This window comes from Halobacillus sp. Marseille-Q1614 (assembly GCF_902809865.1).
In the GTDB taxonomy this organism is placed as follows: Bacteria; Bacillota; Bacilli; order Bacillales; family Halobacillaceae; genus Halobacillus_A.
In genome coordinates this window covers 1,136,088-1,157,557 of the sequence record NZ_CADDWH010000001.1, presented here as the reverse complement: position 1 = coordinate 1,157,557, position 21,470 = coordinate 1,136,088, and the positions used below count along the sequence as shown (strand labels likewise).

Sequence of the window (21,470 nt, the reverse complement as noted above, 5' to 3'; positions counted from 1 at the left end):
ATTTACAAAATCATACAAAAAGAAAAAGCTACGCAGTCTGCGCAGCTTTTGTTAACTCGTATCACTCATAAGATGTTTCATTTGCTCTAAAATTTTCTTTTCCAGCCTGGAAACCTGCACCTGGGAGATGCCGATCCGTTCAGCAACTTCCGACTGGGTCTGGTCTTTAAAATACCTTAAGTAGATAATTAATTTTTCACGTTTTTCAAGCGTATCTATCACATCATGCAAAGAAAGATGTTCAAACCACCGTGAATCCTCTTCCGCAATCTGGTCGACTAATGTAATCGGATCTCCCTCGCTCTCATAGACCGTTTCATAAATCGATTGAGGGGAACGCCCGGCTTCTTCCGCCTGAATTATTTCTTCATTCGTTAATTCAAGCGCTGCAGCCAGCTCATTGATCGTCGGTGACCGTCCATACTCTTTTAACAGCTCTTCTTTTTTCACTCGGATCTTATGGTAGGTTTCCTTAAGGCTTCGGCTCACTTTTACACTGCCGTCATCTCTAATAAAACGCTGAATTTCACCGATAATCATAGGAACAGCATAGGTGGAAAATTTGACGTCAAAACTGAGGTCAAATTTATCAACTGACTTCAACAAGCCGATACAGCCTATCTGATACAAATCATCCGGATCGTAACCGCGCCTTAAATAACGCTGCACTACGGACCAGACAAGCCTCGTATTTTTTTCGACCAGAAAGTGCCTGGCCTCTTGGTCACCTGACTGGCTTCTTTGAATAAGCTCCCTAACTTCCTTGTCTGATAAGCGCTGCTCTTTCGTATGCGTCTTCATGTGCGCCTTCCTAATTACAAACTTTCGTTGAGGTTAACTGCTTGGCTAGTGTAATCGTCGTGCCCTCGTTTTTAATGGATTTGACATCCACCTGATCCATAAAGTTTTCCATGATCGTAAAACCCATGCCGGAACGCTCCCACTCCGGTTTGGAGGTGAAAAGCGGCTCTCTAGCTTCTTCAATATCCTCAATACCTATTCCGTGGTCCTGGATTATAATTTGGATTTGATCTTCATCAATTGAGCATTCGAGGATTACATTTTCTTCTGGATTTTCTTCATACCCATGAATAATCGCGTTCGTAACAGCTTCGGATACTACGGTCTTAATATCAGTCAGCTCATCCATCGATGGATTCAAAGGACTGATAAAGGAAGCGACGGCTAACCTGGCTAAGGATTCATTCTGGCTGATGCTTGAAAATTCGATTCTCATATGGTTTTTCATGACGCCACCCCCAGCATTTGCAGAGCAAAATCTTCATTGTCGACTAATCGTACGATTTTAAACATCCCTGAAAGGTCAAATAACCTTTTGACTTCAGGCGAAACCGAACAAATGACCATTTCCCGGCCAGCCGCCTGGATTTCTTTATATCGGCCCAGCATTACTCCTAAACCTGAACTGTCCATAAAAGTTAACTTCTCTAAGTTTACAATGACATGTCCTACTTGATTTTGAGCAAGCTGAGCCTGCCATTCTTCACGAAGGTTTGTTGCTTCATGGTGATCAAGCTCACCTTCTAAACGTACGAGTAAAATCGATTCTTTAGTTGTGAATTCTACGGAAAGACTCAAGTGCAGTTCCTCCTTATCAATTAGAGTCACTTAGTCTTTTCGCCTTTTATCCCTATGTTTCCTGCTGAAAAACAATACTAGTGATGATTCGCTAAAACTTCTCAATACCTGTCAAATTTCTAAAGGTGCGTTCCCACAGCTCTATAAATTTAGCCTGTTTAACAGGCTCCTGCGCCTCAAGACGGACACGGGTAACCTCTTCATTTCCTTTGCTGACAGTCAGCCATCCAAGGTGGTCGCCTTTTTCAATCGGAAGATCTGCCTCTTTCGTTATCGTAAGCTTTGTATCATATTTTGTTTTTTCTTCATTCTTTTTCTTTAGGACAACTACATCCTTCTCAGGCACGAGCTTCAGATTCAAAGGTGTACCTCTAATATCTTTTCTTTCCTGCAGAACATCATCTTTGCTATGAAGTTTTACTCCTTCATATTGACTGAAGCCATAATCAAGCAGGCTGGCTATCGCTTCATTCCGCTCTTTTGGCTTTTCAGCTCCCATCACAACTGCTATCATGTGCAAATCGTCCTTTTTAGCACTGGCAGTCAAGCAGTATTTTGCTTTTTGGGTAAACCCTGTTTTTAAGCCATCCATTCCCGGATAAGTTTTAATTAACTTATTCGTATTTACTAACCAAAACTCATCCTCTGTTCCTTTACGTAAATAGTCTTCATAAATGCTCGTATATTTAGTAATGGAATCATGCAATAATAATTCACGGGCCATAACAGCCATATCGTGAGCCGTACTGTAGTGCCCGTCTGCAGGAAGTCCTGTAGGATTTTCAAAGTGAGTATTTTTTAAACCTAAATCCTTCACTTTTTTATTCATACGGTCTACAAATTCTTCTTCACTTCCGGCAATGCGTTCTGCCATTGCGACACTTGCGTCATTTCCAGATGCAACAGCTATTCCTTTTAATAAATCTTCTACTGACATTTCTTCTCCAGCTTCAAGGAAGATTTGGGAACCGCCCATGGAAGCCGCATGTTCACTGACACGGACCATTTCATCAAGCTTAAGTCTTCCTTTTTCCAGCTCTTCCATAATGATCAGCATAGTCATGATCTTAGTCATACTTGCCGGAGGAAGTTCTTTATTTGCGTTTTTATCAAATAAAGTCATTCCGCTGTTTTTCTCCATAAGTATGGCCGATGAAGCAGCTGAAGCAAGGGAACGTTCTTTATCTTGAGCATGAACAAAAGATGATGGAATCAAAGTAAATATAATACTCATTGTTAATAGTAGACTGAATAGTCGATGCATAATGTAACCTCCTGCTTTGTAAGTGTCCCTATTTTTCCCTGTTCATTCACTTCTATGCAGAGGGTAAACAAAAAAACTGCACCTCCAGACGCTGTTGCTTGCGTTTGGGGTGCAGTGAGTTGTTCAATCTATTTAATAATCTTATGAATCAATGTAGGGGCATCCACTCTCTCAGAGGAAATAGTATATGCTTCACGGACTTTCTTTACTGATTCAGCTGCTTCCCTGTTATCACTGTGCAGGATAACGAGCGGCTCTCCCACTTTGACGGAATCTCCGATCTTTTTGTTTAACGTAATTCCTACTCCATGATTGATCTGATCTTCTTTAGTAGCTCGTCCCGCTCCTAAGTACATCGCAGCAATTCCAATTGATTCAGCATCGATTGCTGAAACATATCCATCTTTCTCTGCGATAACTTCAATCGCATGTATTGCAGAAGGAAGCTTGCTCAGATCATCGATAACACTTGTATCGCCATGCTGGGCTTCGATAAATGTTCGGAAGGCAGCAAAGGCTTTCCCGTTTTCCAAGTTTTCTTCAAGTGTCTGATACGCCTCTTCATAACTTGAAAATGCTTCAGCAAGTACCGTCATATGGGAAGCAATCTCTAACGACAGCTGTCTTAAATCTTCCACCTTCTTGCCTTGAAGAATTTCAGCCGCTTCTTTAATTTCGTTAGCGTTTCCAACTTCAAAGCCAAGCGGCTGGTTCATATCACTAATAACTGCCACTGTGTTTCTTCCTAGATTGTTTCCGATATTGACCATTTCACGGGCGAGGGCTTCTGAATCTTTCAGCGTTTTCATAAACGCGCCGCTTCCTGTTTTCACATCAAGAACAATGCTGTCAGCACCTGAAGCCAGCTTTTTACTCATAATTGAACCAGCAATTAATGGAAGGGAGTTCACAGTTCCCGTTACGTCGCGTAAGGCATACAGTTTCTTGTCAGCGGGCGCCAGATTGCCAGTCTGACCGGCTACGGCAAGCTTATGCTGATTTACGTTGTTAATAAACTCTTCTTTGGACATTTCAATTTGAAGCCCCGGGATAGCTTCAAGTTTATCCAGAGTTCCACCCGTATGACCTAGACCGCGGCCCGACATTTTCGCAACAGGAACACCTGCTGAAGCGACCAGCGGGCCGACGATAAATGTAACTTTATCGCCGACTCCTCCAGTTGAATGCTTATCTACGATGTGACCTTCAATTCCGGATAGATCAATTGTTTCGCCAGAATCGACCATTGCCTGTGTTAAGATCGCTGTCTCATTTTCTGTCATTCCCTGAAAATATACAGCCATCGTGAAAGCGGAGGCCTGGTAATCAGGTATTTCTCCTTTTGTATAGCCATCTACGAAAAACTCGATTTCTTCCTTACTCAGTTCTTGACCATCTCTCTTTTTAACGATTACATCATACATTCTCATTTGGTTTCACCTCGTATTTAATTAAGCTGGCAGAGTCTTTAGCATATCTTTTACAAAGCTTAAAAAGTCTTCCCGTACTTGAGCCGTTGTCTCAATGACTTCATCGTGAGTAAGCGGCTGGTCAAGAATTCCTGCAGCCATATTGGAGATACAGGAAATTCCAAGCACGCGGATGCCCGCGTGGTTGGCTACGGTTACTTCCGGCACAGTAGACATTCCTACAGCATCTCCGCCCCACGTTCTAAGCATTCTTACTTCTGCGCCCGTTTCATATGCAGGTCCTTTATTTCCTATATAAACTCCTTTTTGTACGTTCAGGCTCAGACGATCAGCACTCTTCATCGCGTGTTCAATCAGACTGCGGTCGTAGGCCTCAGACATATCAGGAAAACGCGGCCCCAGCTCATCATCATTTGAGCCGACAAGCGGGTTATCTCCCAAGTTGTTAATATGATCGGTGATGACCATTAAATCTCCGGCATTAAAGCCTTCATTAATTCCTCCGGCAGCATTCGTCACAAACAAGGTCTCAACCCCAAGTTCCTTCATAACCCGGACAGGGAACGTCACCTGCTTCATATCATAGCCTTCATAGTAATGAAAACGGCCCTGCATTGCGATCACCTGGCGCCCTTCTAATTTACCAATGACCAATTGGCCTTTATGTCCTGAAACTGTGGACTCAGGGAAGTGAGGAATATCTTTATAGCTGATGACGACAGGGTTTTGAATCTCATCTGCCAGCACTCCAAGCCCTGAACCTAAAATTAATCCTACGGTCGGTTCCACATTTACTTTTTCTTTTATAAAAGCTGCTGCTTCTTTTCTGATCATTTCCATGATTATCGTCCTCCTACTTGATATCCTTTAAAAAACTCGTTCCATGTTCAGGCATTTTCGCTGAGAAGTTGTCGGCAATCGTTGCACCTACATCTGCAAATGTCTGGCACTGAGGAAGCTCTTTCCCTGCAGTAATACCTTTATGATAGACGATTAAAGGAACAAGCTCTCTCGTATGGTCTGTTCCGTGGTGAATCGGGTCATTGCCATGATCAGCTGTTATGATTAGTAAATCTTCAGCTGTCATTTTTTCCAGCACTTCCGGCAGACGTTCGTCATAGGCTTCAAGCGCCTCGCCATAGCCCTGTGGATCACGGCGGTGACCGAATTTAGCATCAAAATCAACGAGGTTTAAAAAGCTTAATCCTTTAAAATCTTTACCCATTGATGCGACAAGCTGATCCATTCCATCCATATTGTCTGTCGTCCTAATCGCTTCTGTTACACCTTCACCATCATAGATATCGGAAATTTTGCCTAGGGCGATGACATCTAATCCTGCATCTTCTAAATGGTTCATCACCGTTTGTCCAAAAGGCTTTAGTGCATAATCGTGACGGTTGGATGTTCTTTCAAAAGCTCCCGGAGCACCTACGAACGGACGGGCAATCACACGGCCGACCATATACTTTTCATCTCTCGTAAGTTCACGGGCATACTCACAAATCTCATAGAGTTCCTCTAATGGAACGACTTCCTCATGGGCAGCAATCTGCAGAACAGAGTCAGCAGACGTGTAAACAATTAAGTCCCCTGTCTTCATATGGTGTTCTCCTAGCTCTACTAATATCTCTGTACCAGAAGCAGGTTTATTTCCTACAATTCCCCGGCCTGTCTTTTCTTTTAATTGATTTAACAGTTCATCAGGAAAGCCGTCAGGAAACGTTCGAAATGGCTGTTGAATGTTAAGTCCCATGATCTCCCAATGCCCGGTCATTGTATCCTTACCATTAGAAGCTTCCATCATTGTAGTGTAATGAGCTTTAGGCTGTTCCGCCTTTTCAATTCCTTTAATAGGGCGGATATTGCTTAAACCGAGTGAACCCATATGAGGCATTTTCAGTCCTCCCATATGTTCCGCAATATGGCCAAGGGTATGAGCCCCTTTATCGTTAAATTTTTCAGCATCCGGTGCTTCCCCGATGCCTACAGAGTCCATGACAACCAGAAATACTCGTTTAAATGAATTCATATTAAAAACCTCCTAATTATTACTTTCCCTCACTGCATTAAACCTACGCTAAGATTTTAGTTGTAGGATGTCAGACAACTAAAAAGAAAAAAGAAATTACGCTCTTGGATGATAAGAGCGATAAACATCTTTTAAGCGAGATTTAGTCACATGTGTATATATTTGTGTTGTGGAAATATCGGCATGACCCAGCATTTCCTGAACCGCACGCAGGTCAGCTCCATTCTCAAGCAGATGAGTGGCAAACGAATGCCGCAATGTATGGGGCGTAATCTCTTTGGTAACCCCCGCCTCTAAGGCAACCGCTTTCAATACCTTCCAAAACCCCTGCCTTGATATAGGAGATCCGTGGTGATTAACAAACAGTTCTTCCGTCCGCTTTTTATTAACCAGCTTTCCCCTGGGCCCTTCTAAATAATTCTCAAGTGCCTCTTTCGCCATTTCCCCAAGCGGGATGATCCGCTCTTTAGATCCTTTGCCCATACATCTGACAAACCCCATCGTTAAATGCAGATCACTAACCTTTAAAGAAATCAGTTCAGTCACCCGAAGCCCCGTCGCATAGAGCATTTCCAGCATGGCTTTATTCCTTATGGAAAGCGGGTCGTTCGCCTGAAGGCTTAATAACTTTTCTACATCATCGGATGAAAGCACCTTCGGCAGTTTGCGGTCCTTCTTTGGGGTTTCTATATGTAAGCTTGGATCTTGATTGGTTATTTTCTCACGGATTAAAAACTGGTGAAACAGGCGAATCGACGACAGCAGCCTTGCTACCGTTGCAGCAGAACGGCCTTTATCGTTCAGCGCATATAAATATTTCATAATATGAGCGCGTGATATTTGGTCCCAGTCCTCTACATTCTCAGACTCAACTAGAAATAACTGATACTGGGTCAGGTCTCTCTTATATGATTGAATAGTGTTTGCCGAGAGACCCCGCTCTACTGTAAGATAATGAAAAAAATCTTCTAAAGCAAACTTCATTCTTTCTACTCTCCTAGTTGAAAGAAAATGGATAACCTGTCCGACCAGTCGGGCTCTACAGGGTTCACGACTTTTACAGCGGCCCCGCCTGGCGGATCGTATCTATGGCTTCTTTCGTGTTGGTCGTGGATAACTCGCAAAGCTACATAGAACAAGCTCGTACATACCGTAAATATAATAAGCACTTTTATTAACTCTTGTAACTGCGGATTCCTTTTACTCATAGGCCCTCCATAAAAATTTATTTTATAAAGGATATGCCTATTTTATGATTAAATATACATTAATTTGCTCACATACGTTTAAACTACACGATTTTTATATTTTTGTAAATAGAAATGATAAAGGCCGATGCGAACTATAGATTCACAGCGGCCTTTCAAGCATTACGATGATGAATTGGATACGGCTGATTTCTGGCAGACACGGCAAATTCCGTGAAAGGTTAACCGGTGATCTTTTACTTCAAAACCCCATTGGCCTTCAATCAGTTTTTCTACGTCTCCCAGCAGGTCTTCCTCAATTTCTTCTACTGAACCACACTCTATACAGACTAGATGATGGTGAAAATGTTCCGCCCCTTCTTTGCGAAGGTCATATCTAGAGACTCCATCACCAAAGTTAATTTTGTCGACAACTTTTAATTCTGAGAGCAGTTCCAGTGTACGATAAACGGTCGCTAAACCAATTTCCGGTGCTTTCTCTTTTACGAGGAGGTAAACATCTTCCGCACTTAAATGGTCTGCTTCGTTTTCCAAAAGCACGCGAACCGTCGCTTCCCTTTGCGGGGTTAACTTATAACTCTGTGAATGTAACTGCTTTTTAATACGCTCAATGCGATGTTCCATCTGGATCGCCCCTCCCTCGTAATACCAATTTAATTATAAGCAGTGACAGAAGGAGTGTCAAATTATAATTATTATAAAATGTTAATGATAATCATTATTATTAAATCTTTTATTTAAACAGCCAATTCACGGCTGCCTCAAGAAGCGGCTGGGCAATAAACACTTCAACAACCGATGCCAGCATTAAGCATATGGTCAAAAGGCCGAAAAGTGCACTGTATTTAGCAAACGCCTGCAGGATCGGCTGATGGACGCGTTTTATAAATAACTGCTTGCACAAAGTTAAAGAAAACAACAGTGCCAGCGCACCAGCAAACAGATATATAGGTATGATTAAAATGTTTTGCGGTGCAATCGAAGCAGAAGAAAGCAGCAGTCCATACCAGCCCATCTGATTCACCAGGAAGCCGACAGAGAATCCGACCACAAGGCCCTTAATGAATAAAAGAACAGTGATAATCGGCATTCCTACAACCGATATTCCAAGCAGGAATAAAAGAAGCATATATTTTATATGGTAGAAAATACTTTCCTTTAATAGGCTGGAGCGTGCCGTTTCTTCGGAGTAGACCATCTGTTCAAAAAACTGTTTTAAGTAGAAGAATAAGTCTTCTTTCTGTACAAAATTCATACTATTAACGATGATAGCGCCGAAGATCATGCCCATGATAAATAACACAAATATGAAAACAAAGATGCTCATATGATTATGAATGTCTTTTTTAACTAACCTAACATTTCGCTGCATGAAAGCTTCATCCTTTCTTCTCTACTACGACTACTCTATGAGGAAAGGATGAAAAATAGACCAAATTTAAGAGAGGTTTTTTGAGACTTTCCCGTAAACTCCTCCTCCTCCAGCTTCAATGGTTAATTGACCGCTGCGCATCGCAATAATCGATTGAGCAACTTGCTGCGGTACAACATCAGAAAGCTCATGAAGAGAAGTATCATGCAGCACAGCCATCTCTGTTTGAAAGGCATCCAGCAGCTTTTCATACGTTTTCTTTCCTACTCCCGGAAGGTAATCAAGCGGAACCTGATAGATGTAGGGCGGGCGTTTCGGCTGGGATGAATGGCTGCTTAATTCTTTTATCCGATCAGAAACCCCTTTTACTATCTTTTTCGAACCACAGTTCTTACAAGCAGAATTCGTGCTTTCTACACGCCAGAAGCAGGCGGAACAGACGGTTTGATGGTACTTCCCAAGCTTCGGGTCCATCCCGTAATTGCCTAATATTCTCCTGCCTTCTTCACCTTTTAATGCCTTTTTTAATTCTTCAAATGAGAGAGTATTTAATTGCAATTCTTGATATTCTCTGGCTATTTTCCCTGCTGAATGAGCGTCGGAATTCGTAAGAAATGGAAACGAATGGAGTTCAGAAATTCCATCTGCCATTTCCGTATCAGAACTCAGTCCCAATTCTACCGCATCTATCAAATTGACATCCAGCACTTCGGATATACTTTTATGAACCCCTTTTCCGTAAAGACTTTTAAAAGGAGTAAAAATGTGGGCAGGAATAAATAATCCGCCGAGATCCTGAATCTTCTCCTGAAGTTCACGTCCGCTTCCATAAAACCTTTGAGAGCTTAAATGAATATTGGTCATTCGCTCAGCCAGCCAGTCACTAAACTCTCTCATTTTCTTTAAAGTCGGAAGGTAACAAAGTACATGAATAGGCCCATTGCAGCTTTTGTCAAGGATTTCTATTTCACTTCCCAGAATGAGAAGCGTACTTTCAAACTGTACTCCGCCATCTTGCACTTCGATCGCATATCCCCGGTCAATTAGATCGATAAGTTCTTCCTGTACGCGAGGTGCATGAGCATCAATGACCCCTACGAGATCAATACCCTTTCTGCGGCTGGCTGTTTTCAAGATCTCTGTAAGTGTTAAATTTTTCGAACCTGTTATTTTCACAGGTTTTCCCTTCCAGTCTCTTCCAACATGGATGTGGAGGTCCGAAAAGTAGGATGAACTCACTTCTGCTCCCTCAGTTTTAAGTAAAGCAGAGCATAGGAAGTCTTAGCATCATGAATTCTCTGCTCTTCTTCCAGCTGTTCAGCTTCTTCAAGCGTCAGTTCCATCAGCTCGACGAACTCATCCTCATCTCCATCTACTTTTTCATCAAGCTTCTTTAAATCATTCGTGAAATATACGTGAACAAGTTCATCTGCGAAACCAGGTGAAGTATAAAAGGTACGGATCAGCTCCAGATGATTTGTTGTATACCCGGTTTCCTCTTCCAATTCACGCTTGGCTGTAACGAGAGGGTCCTCTCCTTCTTCCAGCTTTCCGGCTGGTATCTCTACTATGCTCTTTTCCATTGCTTTACGGTACTGCTCTACAAATATGATTTTGCCATCTTCTTTCTGGGCAATCACCGCTACCGCTCCCGGATGCTTTATGATCTCTCGTTTAGATGTATTTCCATCGGGTAATGTAACACTATCTACCTTTAAATGAATAATTTTCCCTTTAAAAATTTCTTCAGAATCCGTAGTTACTTCTTCAAATTTACGCACAAGCTTCATCCTCTCTTAAAATCTATAAATAGTTTATCATAGGGATAGAAAAGACTTGAACTATTACATTGTAATTAATGACCTGTAATTTAATGGAGGAAAGGAAGATTTCATGAAAAAAAGACAAATCGGAAATTCAGATCTGCACGTATCAGAGATCAGTCTGGGATGTATGTCACTCGGCAAGAATTACAATAACGCTAAAGAAATCATCGACCGCGCCTTAGATGCCGGCATTAACTATTTAGATACAGCGGATTTATACGACTTTGGAGATAATGAAAGAATTGTCGGTGAAGCGATTAAAGGCCGGAGAGAAGACATTATTCTTGGCACAAAAGTCGGTAATAACTTTACTCCAGGGAAAGAAGGCTGGACGTGGGACCCTTCAAAGAAACATATTAAGAACGGGGTTAAGGACAGCCTTCAGCGATTAGGTACAGATTATATTGATTTATATCAGCTGCATGGTGGTACGATTGATGATCCGATTGACGAAACGATTGAAGCATTTGAGGAATTAAAGCAGGAAGGTCTTATTCGGGAATATGGGATTTCATCTATTCGGCCGAATGTCATTCGGGAATATGTTAATAAATCTTCCATCGCAAGCGTCATGATGCAGTACAGTCTGTTAGACAGAAGACCCGAGGAAGAGATTCTCGATCTGCTCAGCGACAATAACATCAGTGTACTTGCCCGCGGTCCGATGGCTAAAGGGATGCTTTCCTCCAATGCCGAAGAAAAGGTAAGAGAAAAAGGAACCGAAGGATTTTTAGGTTACAGCTACGAAGAACTGCTGGCTATAGAAAAAAAATGGCGGGATTACCAGAGTGATGACCGGACAGCAGAAGCGCTGGCGCTTCAATATATCCTCTACCATTCTGAAGTTGCTACTGCCGTCTTTGGAGCTAGTTCAGTTGATCAGCTTGACAAGAACTTGACATATCTGTCCGCGACTCCGATTACCGGCCAGATATTTGGAGAAGTCCAAACGATGACTAAGTCAATCAGATATGATAAACACCGCTAATTCACCTGCCTTGAAGGAACCCCATCCTTCAAGGCGTTTTCTTTTACAAATGGCATCCACCATTCAGATCCCTCTTTCTTAAAATATTTCGAGTATCGAAATTCCTACTTTGGATTTATTTACAAGATCTTCAATATCCCCTCCCCTCTCCCTATCTTTTCTGGAATAACCACTTTTCTTTTTCATTTACCCGCTCTGGTATTTCACAACCTACTTTAGTCACAAATCGATAAAAAAACAATTAATTTTCTAAAAATACAAACAGTTCAAAATACTCTATTGGTATTTTCTGTTATTTTCTATAATTGGTTTATTAATCCAAGGAGGAGTTTTATGAAAAAGAAACATGTTCTACCGGTCGCCGTCCTATCTTCCGCCCTTTTAATGGGATCTATTGCTCCGCTGCCATCTGAAGCTGTCAGCCCTCAGACTCAAAGTTCTGTGGTGAATACAAACCATGGCAAAGCTGACGAAAACAAACCTTTCTTTGTGAAAGAGAAACAAGCTGAAAAACAAAGTGAAGCTAATGCAAAAAATGCCATAGCCTTTTTAAAGAAAAATGAACAAGCATATAAAATTGATGTTTCCGAAAAGAGTTTGAAAGCTAAAGAAACAAAAACTGATGATTTAGGAATGAAGCATGTTAAATTGCAGCAGACGAAAAACGGCGTTCATGTTGAAGGACATGAAGTATCCGTTACGTATGATCAGGAGAATCGTATCCAATCTGTTAACGGACATTTCAGCAATTCAGTAGAGAAAGAAGAAATCTCTACAGAGGCCTCCCTCTCTAAAAGTGACAGCATTTCCATTGCTAAACAGTCTGTAAAAGCACCAGAGGAGTTAGTAGAATCTCCAGCTTCAGAACTGGTGATCTATCCATTTAATGAAAAAAACCATCTCGCGTATAAAGTTAATGTGAACTTTATGGGAGAAGAACCAGGCAACTGGTACGTATACGTGGATGCTGAATCAGGTGAAGTTGTAGATAAATATAATGCTCTTATGCATGCTGATGACTATCAAGCATCAAAAGGCGCTGGGTTAGGTGTATTGGGTGACGAGCGCAGCCTACATATTACCCATAAAAATGACAGCGACTCAAAAGAAGGAACTCAGTTCTATCTATATGATAATTCACATGAAGATTTAGAAGGAATTTATACGTACGACATTAAGAATCAGTTTGGCGGACAGGCGGAGCTGTATAAGAATTCGAGCGCCTCTTTTAAAGATGATTACGACAGGCCTGCTGTAGATGCTCACTATAATTCAGAAAAGGTTTACGATTACTTTTTAGAAGAGCATGACCGTAATTCCATCGATGGAGAAGGGATGGCGATTATGTCCGTCGTTCACTTTGGCGAAGATTACAACAATGCATTCTGGAATGGCAGTTATATGACTTATGGAGACGGTGATGGAAAATTCATGAACCCATTATCTGCAGGTCTTGACGTTGCTGCTCACGAAATGACTCATGGGGTGACAACTCATACAGCCGGGTTAAAATATCGTAACCAGTCAGGTGCGCTTAATGAAGCTTTCTCAGATATTTTTGGTGCCTTAATCGATGAAGAAGATTGGGAGCTAGGAGAAGACATTATGGCTGAGGAAGCTAAAGCTTCAGGCAGAACTTCTCTTCGCAGCTTAAGTGATCCTAGTAAATATCCGGTAGGTGCAGCTTATGTTCCGTATGGTGATGGAAACGGCATGTATCCTTCACATATGGATGAATATTATAATCTCCCTATGGATCTTGATAATGGCGGAGTTCATATTAACTCTTCTATTATTAACCATGCAGCTTACATTACCGGGGAACAGATTGGAAAAGAAAAACTTGGCCAGATCTATTATCGTGCATTAAGTGAATATTTATTGCCGGAATCTGATTTCAGCCATGCAAGAGAAGTACTGATTCAATCAGCGGTTGATATTTATGGAGAGAGCAGTGAGGAAGCGGCTGCAACAGAAGCTGGGTTGAATCAAGTTGGCATTACAGAATAAAAACAATGAAAGAGAGCGGAATAATACCCGCTCTTTTTCATTGCTTTTTAAAAGATTTCCAGTCCAGCTCACTTTCATTTAACAGTTCTTCAAAGCTTTTGTCGGCTTCGCGTTTCTTTCTCTGCTGAATCCTCTTTTTCTTCTCTTCCTCTGCCCGTTCATCTTCCTGCTGTTTTAACTGCTTTTTCTTACTTTGAAGCTTCGCCAGTACATCCTCATTAATATACTGTCTTAAAGTTTCCTCTTCTCTGCGTTTCTTTTTGCTCATAATGCAACCTCTTTAGTCACACTGCTTACTGGAATGATGGGAGTCAGAACACCTTCAGGACTCGAGAGACGAAAAGTTCCTTTAATTAAGTCCAGTTTCATTTCCCTGCGGAAAAAAGTGGCCTGCTGTTTATCGACCACTACCTTAAATTGGTCATTTTCGACATGTTTATCCTTCTGTTCTCTTACTTTATCTGTAAACCGAATGGTCGGCTGGCCATTAACGCCGCAGCCCATTCCATCAGTGTCGTAATAGAGACGTAACGCTTCATGCTCATCGGTTTTCACCTGGTTAAGCTGTTCTAATGCTTCATCCGTTATCGTTAGCTTCATTTATCATCATCCCTCCTTCTTTTATAATAAAAAATATGCCGAATGCTTGCAAAATCTCAGCCTTTATTTTTTGGCAAACTGTTTCTCAAACAGCTTTTCTATAACGGAAGGTGCCAATTGATAGACTTTACTTCCGGCTTCCATCCATAACGGCAGATTGATCTCCCGTCTGTTCGTAAATAGATTTTTGGTAATAATTCTGGCTACTCTGTTAGGGTCAAGCATTAAGGAAGATACTGCCTTCTCATAGTTCCCTGTCGGATCAGCCTGCCTAAAGAAGTTCGTTTTAACAGGTCCTAGATTAACGACTGTCACAAAAACCCCGTCTTTCTCTACTTCCATCCGCAGAGCGTTGGAAAAACCGAGCACGGCATGTTTAGTAGCTGAATATACAGCGGATTTAGGTGTGGCCATTTTGGCAGCCTGTGAGCTTATGTTTACTATATGCCCGCTTTTCTTATTCACAAAGTGTGGGAGCCAGTAATGAGTAGAGCGCACTAGAGAGGTTAAATTGACTTGGAGCATCTGCTCAATGCCCTCCCACTCTGCTTCCTCCACGTTTTCAAATACAGCCATACCTGCATTATTAATAACCGCATCCATCACTCCATGATCAGTGTGGATCTGATCCAGCACCTGCTTCCAGTCTTCATCACGGGATAAATCTGCCGTATAGCCTTCTGCAGTTACTCCGTATGATTCTTTTAATGTTTTACAAATGTGCTCCAGTCTTTTAGTGGACCTTGCGGCTAAGTATAAATCCGCTCCTTCTATGGCCAAATGAATGGCTAAATAGAGACCTATACCACTGGTTGCACCAGTCACCATAATCTTTTTACCGTTTAATTTTTGACTCATTCTATCACCTGTTTACATAATATATTTTTCGTTTACCTATATGCTTTGTATCCACCTGCCCAGTGAACTCTAAGTAATCAAGCTGCCCCATCGTTTCAGAAATTGTTAAGCCGAACTGGCTTTCAATCTGTTTAGGAAACAGCTTTTGACACACCTCAAAAGCGGTCAATGGCTTTTGTTTAAGCATCTCTTTAACCTGGTCTGCTCTTTCTTCCTGCCGAGTGATCCTCCGTTTAATTAATTGATGTGCTTCTGTAAATCGTCTGCCATGACCGGGATACACGTCTCCTAATTGATAATTCAGCAGTTTTTCAAGTGAATCTCTGTACTGAACCTGCGGACGCGGACGCGCCTCATTTGCACTAAAAGGAGGTTCCAGCAAAGGGTTAGATGAAATATGAAACAACAAATGGTCGCCGCCAATCAGAGCTCCATCCGCTTCCCTGTATAGTGAAATATGACATTGAGCATGGCCGGGAGTTTCAATAATTGTCCATTCTTCGTGGGATGGCACCCGGTCACCTTCTGTTAATTCAACTTGCAGTCTTCCCTGTCCGATATATCTTAAAGTCTTTTTGGCACTATTTAATGTATTTAAATATTCGCTGGGTACCCCAGCCTCTTCATACATTTCCTTAAAAAAGGTTTCATGCCTTCTGATAAACTCTTCATCTTTCTCAAGCCATGGTCTGAGCTTCGGGTGGCCCATAATTATGGCATCTGGGAAGTATTCGACTAATCCAGTATGGTCTGGATGATGGTGAGTAAGAACGATCTGGTCTATATCTTCCGGTTTTATACCTAACTTTGCAAGCTGGTCCTTCATGGCCTCCCATGCTTCTGTTGTTTTTACCCCCGCATCTATAAGTGTTACTTTATCGCTTTTAAATAAATAGGCATGCACATCACCAACCGCATAAGGGGTTGGCAAAGTTATTGGATGAATCCTATCTTTTATCGTTTTCACTGAGAAATCCTCCATTAATGAATAACCATTCATTTTTTATCTTATTATTGTATCACGACTTCCTGTATTATCCTATCGTTAAGAGCAAACACAGGCTGAGCTTTTTTAAAAACAATCCTTCAGCCTGGCTCATCCAAATACTGGATGGTTGTTAACACTCTTAACGAAGATTAACTATTTAAAACGAGATAAAAAAGGACTGTCAAGGAAGTCTCGACAGCCTGTAAGCTTCATTTTTGATGGTTTATGAGTTGAATAATTGATGAAAACATTCGTTCAGTAAGACCGGGAGCTTTTCAAAACTATAGGTAAGCTCCAGACGTTCTGTCCACTGATGAGGGTCTTTTCCTAATGGCCCAATGTTAATAATAGGCATCGTCACCGATTCCATCAGGTTAGAAGGTAAGCTAAATCCTTTATCCTGTATTGGCATCTGCTCAACGAGCTGCTTAATAGAAGAAGATGTGGTAACCGGTCCAATAAAGCTTAAATCAGATAACCCCGGAAAATATTCCTGGGTCACGACATCAACACCAAATTCTTTTTTGGCATACTCTCTTGCGAAACCGGCTATTTTCTTAATCATCGGATCATGATGAGAAGAAACCGATGGATAAAACGGCGGACTGTAAAAGAGAACCATCATCGGTGAAATATCCTTGCATAACGAAGCCAGCGTCCTGACTAAGGTTGTTGAGAAGTCACGGTCCCCTTGATTGCGTTGTTTAATAAGTAAGTTAATCCTTCTTTTTACTTCCCCTTCACCATACCGTTTCACTGCTTCCTCATAAAGCTGCTGATAAGTAAGAACCTGGATTTTAGGTTCAAAAGAGGATTTTTGATCATTTTTCAAGTAATAGGCCGACTGCTTATAGTAATGTTCAATAATATTTTTCTTTGCACGCTCTGCTGCATTCAACAGTTTTTCATTAATTTCATTGATTGACTGTTTCATAAACAGGACATTGTACATTGTAACGGCCGCTTGCGGCGTCTGAACCGAGTACTCTTCTTTTAAGTCTTTTTGCATTAGACTGATCGGCGGCGGAGTCCTGTCTTCATCTACTTCTTCAATAAAAGCTTCATTTAATTCTAGTTCCTTTGCCAGGTAGCTGATCATTAAGTTCGCATTTAAACCGCCGAAAGGTTCGCCGGCATGGGTTTCTTTTCCGTAACAAAGAAATCCGGGAAGCGCCTTACCGATAGAACCAGTATACATATAATAAGCAGGGTCTCCCGGATATTTACTAAACATCGGTTCCGTATTCACGGCTGCTTTATAGGTTAAATTGTGTTCTTCTTTCAGCTGGTCAAGCACAGGAAGAGATGCCAGCATACCTTCTGAGTTAGCTTCTTCATCCGGAACGGCTATTAATAGAAGGTTCCCGTCAAATTCCCCGTTCATTGCTTTTTCTAAAAGAGATAAATGAACGGTTAAGCCTGCTTTCATATCCATCGTTCCCCGGCCGAAGATCCAGTTGCCTGACTGAAGGTCTTTAACAGCATCTTCAGGAAGTTCATCTATATGTTTATGTAACTCCTGGGTCAGTTCTTTAGGATAAAATGCAAGGTTGGTTAAGGATCCATAGTCCTGCACAGAAACAACATCGGCGTGAGCGATCAGAACAAGCGTCTCTTTAGCTTGTCCATTTTTAACTAAGGCGGACAGAAACTGGCGTCCATCATCTAAAGGGTGTAATTTTAAATGACTGGGATGCTTTTGATAATATTCCCTGTCCTCTAAAATATAATATAAGTATTCAAAGATGGCGATTTCCGCGTTTGTCCCCGTAACACTAGGGTATTCCACTAAAGAACACAGCAGGTCCGTCAACTGTTGTTTACTTTGCCATTTTTTCACTGCACATTAACTCCCTTACATTGACTTTTTAAAAAGGATCCTTCACAATCAGGATTTATTAAACTCTCTCGAGGTGAAGCCGTATGCGTAAAACATTAATTTATGCTCATAGAGGCGCAAGCAGACTGGCCCCGGAAAATACGATGGCCGCCTATCAGCTGGCAAGTGAATCAGGTGCCGATGGACTGGAGATCGATGTCCAGCTTACTAAAGACAACGTTCCTGTTCTGATACATGACGAAAATGTGCGCCGGACGACGAATGGCACAGGTTTCGTTCAGGATTATACTTGTGAGCAAATTAAAAAGTTAGACGCCGGCAGCTGGTTTTCCACAAAATTTTCTGACTGTTCTATTGTAACATTGGAAGAATTTCTTTGCTGGTTTAAAACCCTTAATATGGTATTAAATGTCGAATTAAAAACTAATGTGATTGAATATAAAGGTATTGAAAAGATGGTGCTGGCCGCACTCGAGAAACACGAGGTTCTTGACCGTACTGTGATTTCAAGCTTTAACCTCAGCAGCATCACAAAGGTCCACGAACTTAATGAAAATGTGAGAACCGCTTTCTTAACCTCTACCAGCCGGCAGAACCTTCCGAAATTCGCACAGAAACACGGCTCTACAGACCTTCACGTAAAGTATCGCCTGCTGGATCGAAAACTGGTGAAAAAATGCCATAAGGAAAAAATGCCGCTTCGCATTTATACAATTAATCGGCCGAATTATATGGCTAAATGCTTTAGACTTGGATGTGACGGTATTTTTACAGATGTCCCCCATGAAGCTTTATCCTATCGTGAAAAAATACAAAACGTGAAACCTGATAACCTTTAAAGCTGACGAGTGGTCTCGTCAGCTTTTTTTGGGGAAATAACAAGTATCTCGGTTAACAGAGCCAAACTATTAAGGATTTCTGAGGTGCTGCAATTCGCTTGGGTTTTAGAGACCAAAAGAGGAGCTTTTAATCAAGACTCTGCTAATCGTTTGTGTTGAACAAAAAAGAGAGGATTCCCCACTTTTAAGAGTACAAATCAACAGTTAAAGTGAACAGACTTTTAATATGAGTATTTTAAGTGTACCCTCTGCTCTCAGGTGGTATTATAGTTAGGAAGGAGGATACATATATGGAATTATTTTTTCTCGGTACAGGTTCAGGTGTACCTTCTAAAGAACGCAATGTCTCGTCCCTCGTTCTTCACTTATTAGAAGAACGCGGCACGACCTGGGTGTTCGACTGCGGTGAAGCCACTCAGCATCAAATCCTCAGAACGAATATTCGCCCGCGGCGAATAGAAAAGATATTTATCACCCACTTACACGGTGATCACTTATATGGCCTTCCCGGTCTGCTGAGCAGCCGTTCGTTTCAGGGCGGGGAAACTCCCGTCACGGTTTATGGACCTAAAGGATTAAAAGAATATATCGATGTCAGTCTTAGAATTAGCGGAACTAGATTAAAATATCCTCTCCACACAGTAGAAGTTGAAGAAGGAATCCTGTTTGAGGACGAAGATTTTCAAGTGGAAGCTATTCAGCTCCTTCATGGGTTGGACAGCTTCGGGTATATCATTAAAGAAAAGGACAAATTAGGCGAACTTCTCCCCGACAGGCTGCAGGAGATGGGCATCTCCCCCGGTCCTCTCTATCAAAAAATTAAGCAGCAGGAAAAAACAGTCTTAGAGAACGGAACAGTTGTTTATCGAGAGGAAGTAACCGGCCCGCCAAAAAGAGGCCGGAAGCTTGCTGTTTTAGGAGATACCCGATATTTATCTAAGCTTAAAGAACCTTTAGCAGGACTTGACCTGCTCGTCCATGAAGCTACGTTTGCCAGTGAAGAGGAATCGATGGCTCATGATTATTTCCATTCGACAATCAAGCAGGCGGCTACTTTGGCGAAAGAAGCCAAAGTAGGCCAGCTGCTGCTAACTCATATTTCTTCCCGTTATCATGGACAGGCGGTCAAGCAGCTTGAAGAAGAAGCCCGCTCGATCTTCCCTAATACGATCATCGCTTATGACTTTTACCAGCATCCCGTTATTAAAAGTAAGGAGGAGTTAAAATGAAATCATTAGTAAAGCTGCAAAAAGACTGGTTTAAAGAAGGCCATACGAAGAGCTACGAGTTTAGAAAAGAGCAGTTAATCAAGCTTCGAAAAATGCTCGACACTTTTGAAGAGCCTATTTTAAAAGCTTTAAAGTTCGACCTTAATAAATCAGAGTATGAAGCCTACACCGCAGAGATCGCATTTTTAAAAATGGAAATCAAAGATCATTTGAAGAACTTAAAGTCGTGGATGGCTCCAAGAGATGTGAAGACACCATTAACGCATACTGGTTCAAAAAATTATATCGTGAAAGAACCTTATGGAACGGTATTAGTGATTGCTCCGTGGAATTACCCGGTACAGCTGGCCCTTGCGCCGGTTATTGGAGCCATTGCGAGTGGAAACACTGTTATCATTAAACCTTCCGAACTGACACCGACCGTTTCTTGGGTAATTAAGAGAATGGTAGAACAATACTTCCCGAGCCACTTAATAGCAGTTGCAGAAGGCGGAAAAGAAGTGACTCAGGAACTGTTAGAGCAGCCTCTGGATTATGTCTTCTTCACAGGAAGTGTCCCTGTCGGCCGAGAGGTAATGAAGAAAGCGGGCGAACAGCTTATCCCTGTTACTCTTGAACTTGGCGGGAAGAGTCCAGCGATTGTCCATAAAGATGCATCGATTGATCTGGCTGCGAAACGGATTGTCTGGGGCAAGTTTTTAAATGCCGGACAGACGTGCATCGCTCCTGATTATTTGTATGTTCATCATGAAATAAAAGCAGATTTAGTAAAAGCGATCCAAAAATACATTTATGAATTCTACGGAGAACATTCCCTTCTTAACGAAGACTATGTAAAAATCGTTAACCGTAAGCATTTTGACAGAATTTCAAGTTTTCTTGACGAAGGACAAATCTTAATCGGCGGCCGGGTAGATTCGAAAAAACTGAGAATAGAGCCTACCTTAATCGATCAAGTCACATGGACCGACAAAGTAATGTCTGAAGAGATATTTGGACCTGTTCTTCCTGTCTTAACCTATGACCAGCTAGATGAAGTCATTGAACAGGTTGGCAGTCAGCCGAAACCTCTCGCCCTCTATTATTTTGGGGAAAATGAAGAGGATCAGCAAAAAGTGACCGAGTCTCTTTCCTTTGGAGGCGGCTGTATTAATGATACCCTTTACCATATTTTAAACCCTCACCTTCCATTTGGCGGGGTCGGCAGCAGCGGAATCGGCAGTTACCATGGTAAAGCAAGTTTTGCCACCTTCACACATGAAAAAGGGATAACCAAACAGACGACAAAGTTTGACCAGAATTTCCGTTATCCAGGATCTCAGCTGGGCTTAAAAGTGATTAAAAAAGTGTTAGGTTAACTCTATAAAGCCGCCCTAAGCAGGCGGCT

23 protein-coding genes are annotated in these 21,470 nt (G+C 41.8%); 5 read left to right on the top strand and 18 right to left on the bottom strand.

Annotated features, from left to right (window positions below; all coding sequences use genetic code 11):
* Positions 1-51: 51 nt before the first annotated feature.
* The 13 genes from sigF to HUS26_RS05695 form a co-directional block, all read right to left on the bottom strand.
* Positions 52-801, bottom strand: a complete 750-nt coding sequence (sigF, locus tag HUS26_RS05755) for an RNA polymerase sporulation sigma factor SigF (protein WP_173916246.1) — start codon at positions 799-801, stop codon at positions 52-54.
* A 10-nt stretch (positions 802-811) separates the two neighbouring features.
* Positions 812-1,249 (bottom strand): anti-sigma F factor, encoded by a 438-nt coding sequence (gene spoIIAB / locus HUS26_RS05750; protein ID WP_173916245.1) that lies wholly within the window; start codon positions 1,247-1,249, stop codon positions 812-814.
* Positions 1,246-1,599 (bottom strand): anti-sigma F factor antagonist, encoded by a 354-nt coding sequence (spoIIAA, locus tag HUS26_RS05745; protein WP_173916244.1) that lies wholly within the window; start codon positions 1,597-1,599, stop codon positions 1,246-1,248. Before spoIIAA ends, spoIIAB begins: the two co-directional genes overlap by 4 nt.
* Before the next feature lie 91 nt (positions 1,600-1,690).
* Positions 1,691-2,863 (bottom strand): D-alanyl-D-alanine carboxypeptidase family protein, encoded by a 1,173-nt coding sequence (locus HUS26_RS05740; protein ID WP_173916243.1) that lies wholly within the window; start codon positions 2,861-2,863, stop codon positions 1,691-1,693.
* 128 nt (positions 2,864-2,991) lie between these two features.
* Complete coding sequence (locus tag HUS26_RS05735; RefSeq protein WP_173916242.1) at positions 2,992-4,293, bottom strand: pyrimidine-nucleoside phosphorylase; 1,302 nt, start codon at positions 4,291-4,293, stop codon at positions 2,992-2,994.
* A gap of 21 nt (positions 4,294-4,314) precedes the next feature.
* Positions 4,315-5,133, bottom strand: a complete 819-nt coding sequence (locus HUS26_RS05730; protein ID WP_173916241.1) for a purine-nucleoside phosphorylase — start codon at positions 5,131-5,133, stop codon at positions 4,315-4,317.
* Between the two features lie 13 nt (positions 5,134-5,146).
* Positions 5,147-6,325, bottom strand: a complete 1,179-nt coding sequence (deoB, locus tag HUS26_RS05725; protein WP_173916240.1) for a phosphopentomutase — start codon at positions 6,323-6,325, stop codon at positions 5,147-5,149.
* Positions 6,326-6,421: 96 nt separating this feature from the next.
* Complete coding sequence (xerD, locus tag HUS26_RS05720) at positions 6,422-7,309, bottom strand: site-specific tyrosine recombinase XerD (protein ID WP_173916239.1); 888 nt, start codon at positions 7,307-7,309, stop codon at positions 6,422-6,424.
* Between the two features lie 5 nt (positions 7,310-7,314).
* The gene (locus HUS26_RS05715) at positions 7,315-7,533 is read right to left on the bottom strand and encodes a DUF4227 family protein (protein ID WP_173916238.1); all 219 of its coding nucleotides are present in this window, start codon (positions 7,531-7,533) and stop codon (positions 7,315-7,317) included.
* 162 nt (positions 7,534-7,695) lie between these two features.
* Complete coding sequence (locus HUS26_RS05710; protein ID WP_173916237.1) at positions 7,696-8,157, bottom strand: Fur family transcriptional regulator; 462 nt, start codon at positions 8,155-8,157, stop codon at positions 7,696-7,698.
* A gap of 109 nt (positions 8,158-8,266) precedes the next feature.
* Positions 8,267-8,905 carry a stage II sporulation protein M gene (gene spoIIM / locus HUS26_RS05705; protein ID WP_173916236.1) on the bottom strand — a complete coding sequence of 213 codons (639 nt, stop codon included), beginning with the start codon at positions 8,903-8,905 and terminating at the stop codon, positions 8,267-8,269.
* 66 nt (positions 8,906-8,971) lie between these two features.
* Entirely contained in the window at positions 8,972-10,144 is a 1,173-nt protein-coding gene (locus HUS26_RS05700) for an endonuclease Q family protein (protein ID WP_173916235.1), read from the bottom strand.
* Positions 10,141-10,686, bottom strand: a complete 546-nt coding sequence (locus tag HUS26_RS05695; RefSeq protein WP_173916234.1) for an NUDIX domain-containing protein — start codon at positions 10,684-10,686, stop codon at positions 10,141-10,143. The genes HUS26_RS05700 and HUS26_RS05695 overlap by 4 nt, the downstream gene beginning before the upstream one ends.
* Before the next feature lie 112 nt (positions 10,687-10,798).
* On the opposite strand from HUS26_RS05695, the gene HUS26_RS05690 reads away from it, so the two are divergent.
* Positions 10,799-11,719, top strand: coding sequence for an aldo/keto reductase (locus tag HUS26_RS05690; protein WP_173916233.1), 921 nt, complete (start codon positions 10,799-10,801; stop codon positions 11,717-11,719).
* Between the two features lie 333 nt (positions 11,720-12,052).
* Positions 12,053-13,729 (top strand): M4 family metallopeptidase, encoded by a 1,677-nt coding sequence (locus HUS26_RS05685; protein ID WP_173916232.1) that lies wholly within the window; start codon positions 12,053-12,055, stop codon positions 13,727-13,729.
* Between the two features lie 37 nt (positions 13,730-13,766).
* Here HUS26_RS05685 and HUS26_RS05680 read toward each other — a convergent pair whose 3' ends face one another.
* The 5 genes from HUS26_RS05680 to HUS26_RS05660 form a co-directional block, all read right to left on the bottom strand.
* A complete protein-coding gene (locus HUS26_RS05680; RefSeq protein ID WP_173916231.1) occupies positions 13,767-13,997 on the bottom strand; it encodes a YqkE family protein in 231 nt (76 codons plus the stop codon).
* Positions 13,994-14,329: an iron-sulfur cluster biosynthesis family protein gene (locus HUS26_RS05675; protein ID WP_173916230.1), complete on the bottom strand. Its 336-nt coding sequence runs from the start codon at positions 14,327-14,329 to the stop codon at positions 13,994-13,996. Before HUS26_RS05675 ends, HUS26_RS05680 begins: the two co-directional genes overlap by 4 nt.
* A 63-nt stretch (positions 14,330-14,392) precedes the next feature.
* A complete protein-coding gene (locus HUS26_RS05670; protein WP_173916229.1) occupies positions 14,393-15,187 on the bottom strand; it encodes an SDR family oxidoreductase in 795 nt (264 codons plus the stop codon).
* Positions 15,188-15,191: 4 nt separating this feature from the next.
* Positions 15,192-16,154: an MBL fold metallo-hydrolase gene (locus HUS26_RS05665; RefSeq protein WP_173916228.1), complete on the bottom strand. Its 963-nt coding sequence runs from the start codon at positions 16,152-16,154 to the stop codon at positions 15,192-15,194.
* A gap of 244 nt (positions 16,155-16,398) precedes the next feature.
* Complete coding sequence (locus tag HUS26_RS05660) at positions 16,399-18,015, bottom strand: M20/M25/M40 family metallo-hydrolase (RefSeq protein WP_173916227.1); 1,617 nt, start codon at positions 18,013-18,015, stop codon at positions 16,399-16,401.
* Between the two features lie 83 nt (positions 18,016-18,098).
* Here HUS26_RS05660 and HUS26_RS05655 point away from each other — a divergent pair, with 83 nt between their 5' ends.
* The 3 genes from HUS26_RS05655 to HUS26_RS05645 all read left to right on the top strand — a co-directional run bounded on the left by HUS26_RS05655 (position 18,099) and on the right by HUS26_RS05645 (position 21,441).
* A complete protein-coding gene (locus HUS26_RS05655; protein WP_173916226.1) occupies positions 18,099-18,854 on the top strand; it encodes a glycerophosphodiester phosphodiesterase in 756 nt (251 codons plus the stop codon).
* Between the two features lie 290 nt (positions 18,855-19,144).
* The gene (gene rnz, locus HUS26_RS05650; protein ID WP_173916225.1) at positions 19,145-20,083 is read left to right on the top strand and encodes a ribonuclease Z; all 939 of its coding nucleotides are present in this window, start codon (positions 19,145-19,147) and stop codon (positions 20,081-20,083) included.
* Positions 20,080-21,441: an aldehyde dehydrogenase gene (locus tag HUS26_RS05645; RefSeq protein ID WP_173916224.1), complete on the top strand. Its 1,362-nt coding sequence runs from the start codon at positions 20,080-20,082 to the stop codon at positions 21,439-21,441. The genes rnz and HUS26_RS05645 overlap by 4 nt, the downstream gene beginning before the upstream one ends.
* Positions 21,442-21,470: the final 29 nt, after the last annotated feature.

Coding starts and splice junctions, on each gene's coding strand:
- sigF (WP_173916246.1), bottom strand. CDS start 801: ATGAAGACGCATACGAAAGAGCAGCGCTTATCAGACAAGGAAGTTAGG.
- spoIIAB (WP_173916245.1), bottom strand. CDS start 1,249: ATGAAAAACCATATGAGAATCGAATTTTCAAGCATCAGCCAGAATGAA.
- HUS26_RS05740 (WP_173916243.1), bottom strand. CDS start 2,863: ATGCATCGACTATTCAGTCTACTATTAACAATGAGTATTATATTTACT.
- HUS26_RS05735 (WP_173916242.1), bottom strand. CDS start 4,293: ATGAGAATGTATGATGTAATCGTTAAAAAGAGAGATGGTCAAGAACTG.
- HUS26_RS05730 (WP_173916241.1), bottom strand. CDS start 5,133: ATGGAAATGATCAGAAAAGAAGCAGCAGCTTTTATAAAAGAAAAAGTA.
- deoB (WP_173916240.1), bottom strand. CDS start 6,325: ATGAATTCATTTAAACGAGTATTTCTGGTTGTCATGGACTCTGTAGGC.
- xerD (WP_173916239.1), bottom strand. CDS start 7,309: ATGAAGTTTGCTTTAGAAGATTTTTTTCATTATCTTACAGTAGAGCGG.
- HUS26_RS05715 (WP_173916238.1), bottom strand. CDS start 7,533: ATGAGTAAAAGGAATCCGCAGTTACAAGAGTTAATAAAAGTGCTTATT.
- HUS26_RS05710 (WP_173916237.1), bottom strand. CDS start 8,157: ATGGAACATCGCATTGAGCGTATTAAAAAGCAGTTACATTCACAGAGT.
- spoIIM (WP_173916236.1), bottom strand. CDS start 8,905: ATGCAGCGAAATGTTAGGTTAGTTAAAAAAGACATTCATAATCATATG.
- HUS26_RS05690 (WP_173916233.1), top strand. CDS start 10,799: ATGAAAAAAAGACAAATCGGAAATTCAGATCTGCACGTATCAGAGATC.
- HUS26_RS05685 (WP_173916232.1), top strand. CDS start 12,053: ATGAAAAAGAAACATGTTCTACCGGTCGCCGTCCTATCTTCCGCCCTT.
- HUS26_RS05680 (WP_173916231.1), bottom strand. CDS start 13,997: ATGAGCAAAAAGAAACGCAGAGAAGAGGAAACTTTAAGACAGTATATT.
- HUS26_RS05675 (WP_173916230.1), bottom strand. CDS start 14,329: ATGAAGCTAACGATAACGGATGAAGCATTAGAACAGCTTAACCAGGTG.
- HUS26_RS05670 (WP_173916229.1), bottom strand. CDS start 15,187: ATGAGTCAAAAATTAAACGGTAAAAAGATTATGGTGACTGGTGCAACC.
- HUS26_RS05655 (WP_173916226.1), top strand. CDS start 18,099: ATGCGTAAAACATTAATTTATGCTCATAGAGGCGCAAGCAGACTGGCC.
- rnz (WP_173916225.1), top strand. CDS start 19,145: ATGGAATTATTTTTTCTCGGTACAGGTTCAGGTGTACCTTCTAAAGAA.
- HUS26_RS05645 (WP_173916224.1), top strand. CDS start 20,080: ATGAAATCATTAGTAAAGCTGCAAAAAGACTGGTTTAAAGAAGGCCAT.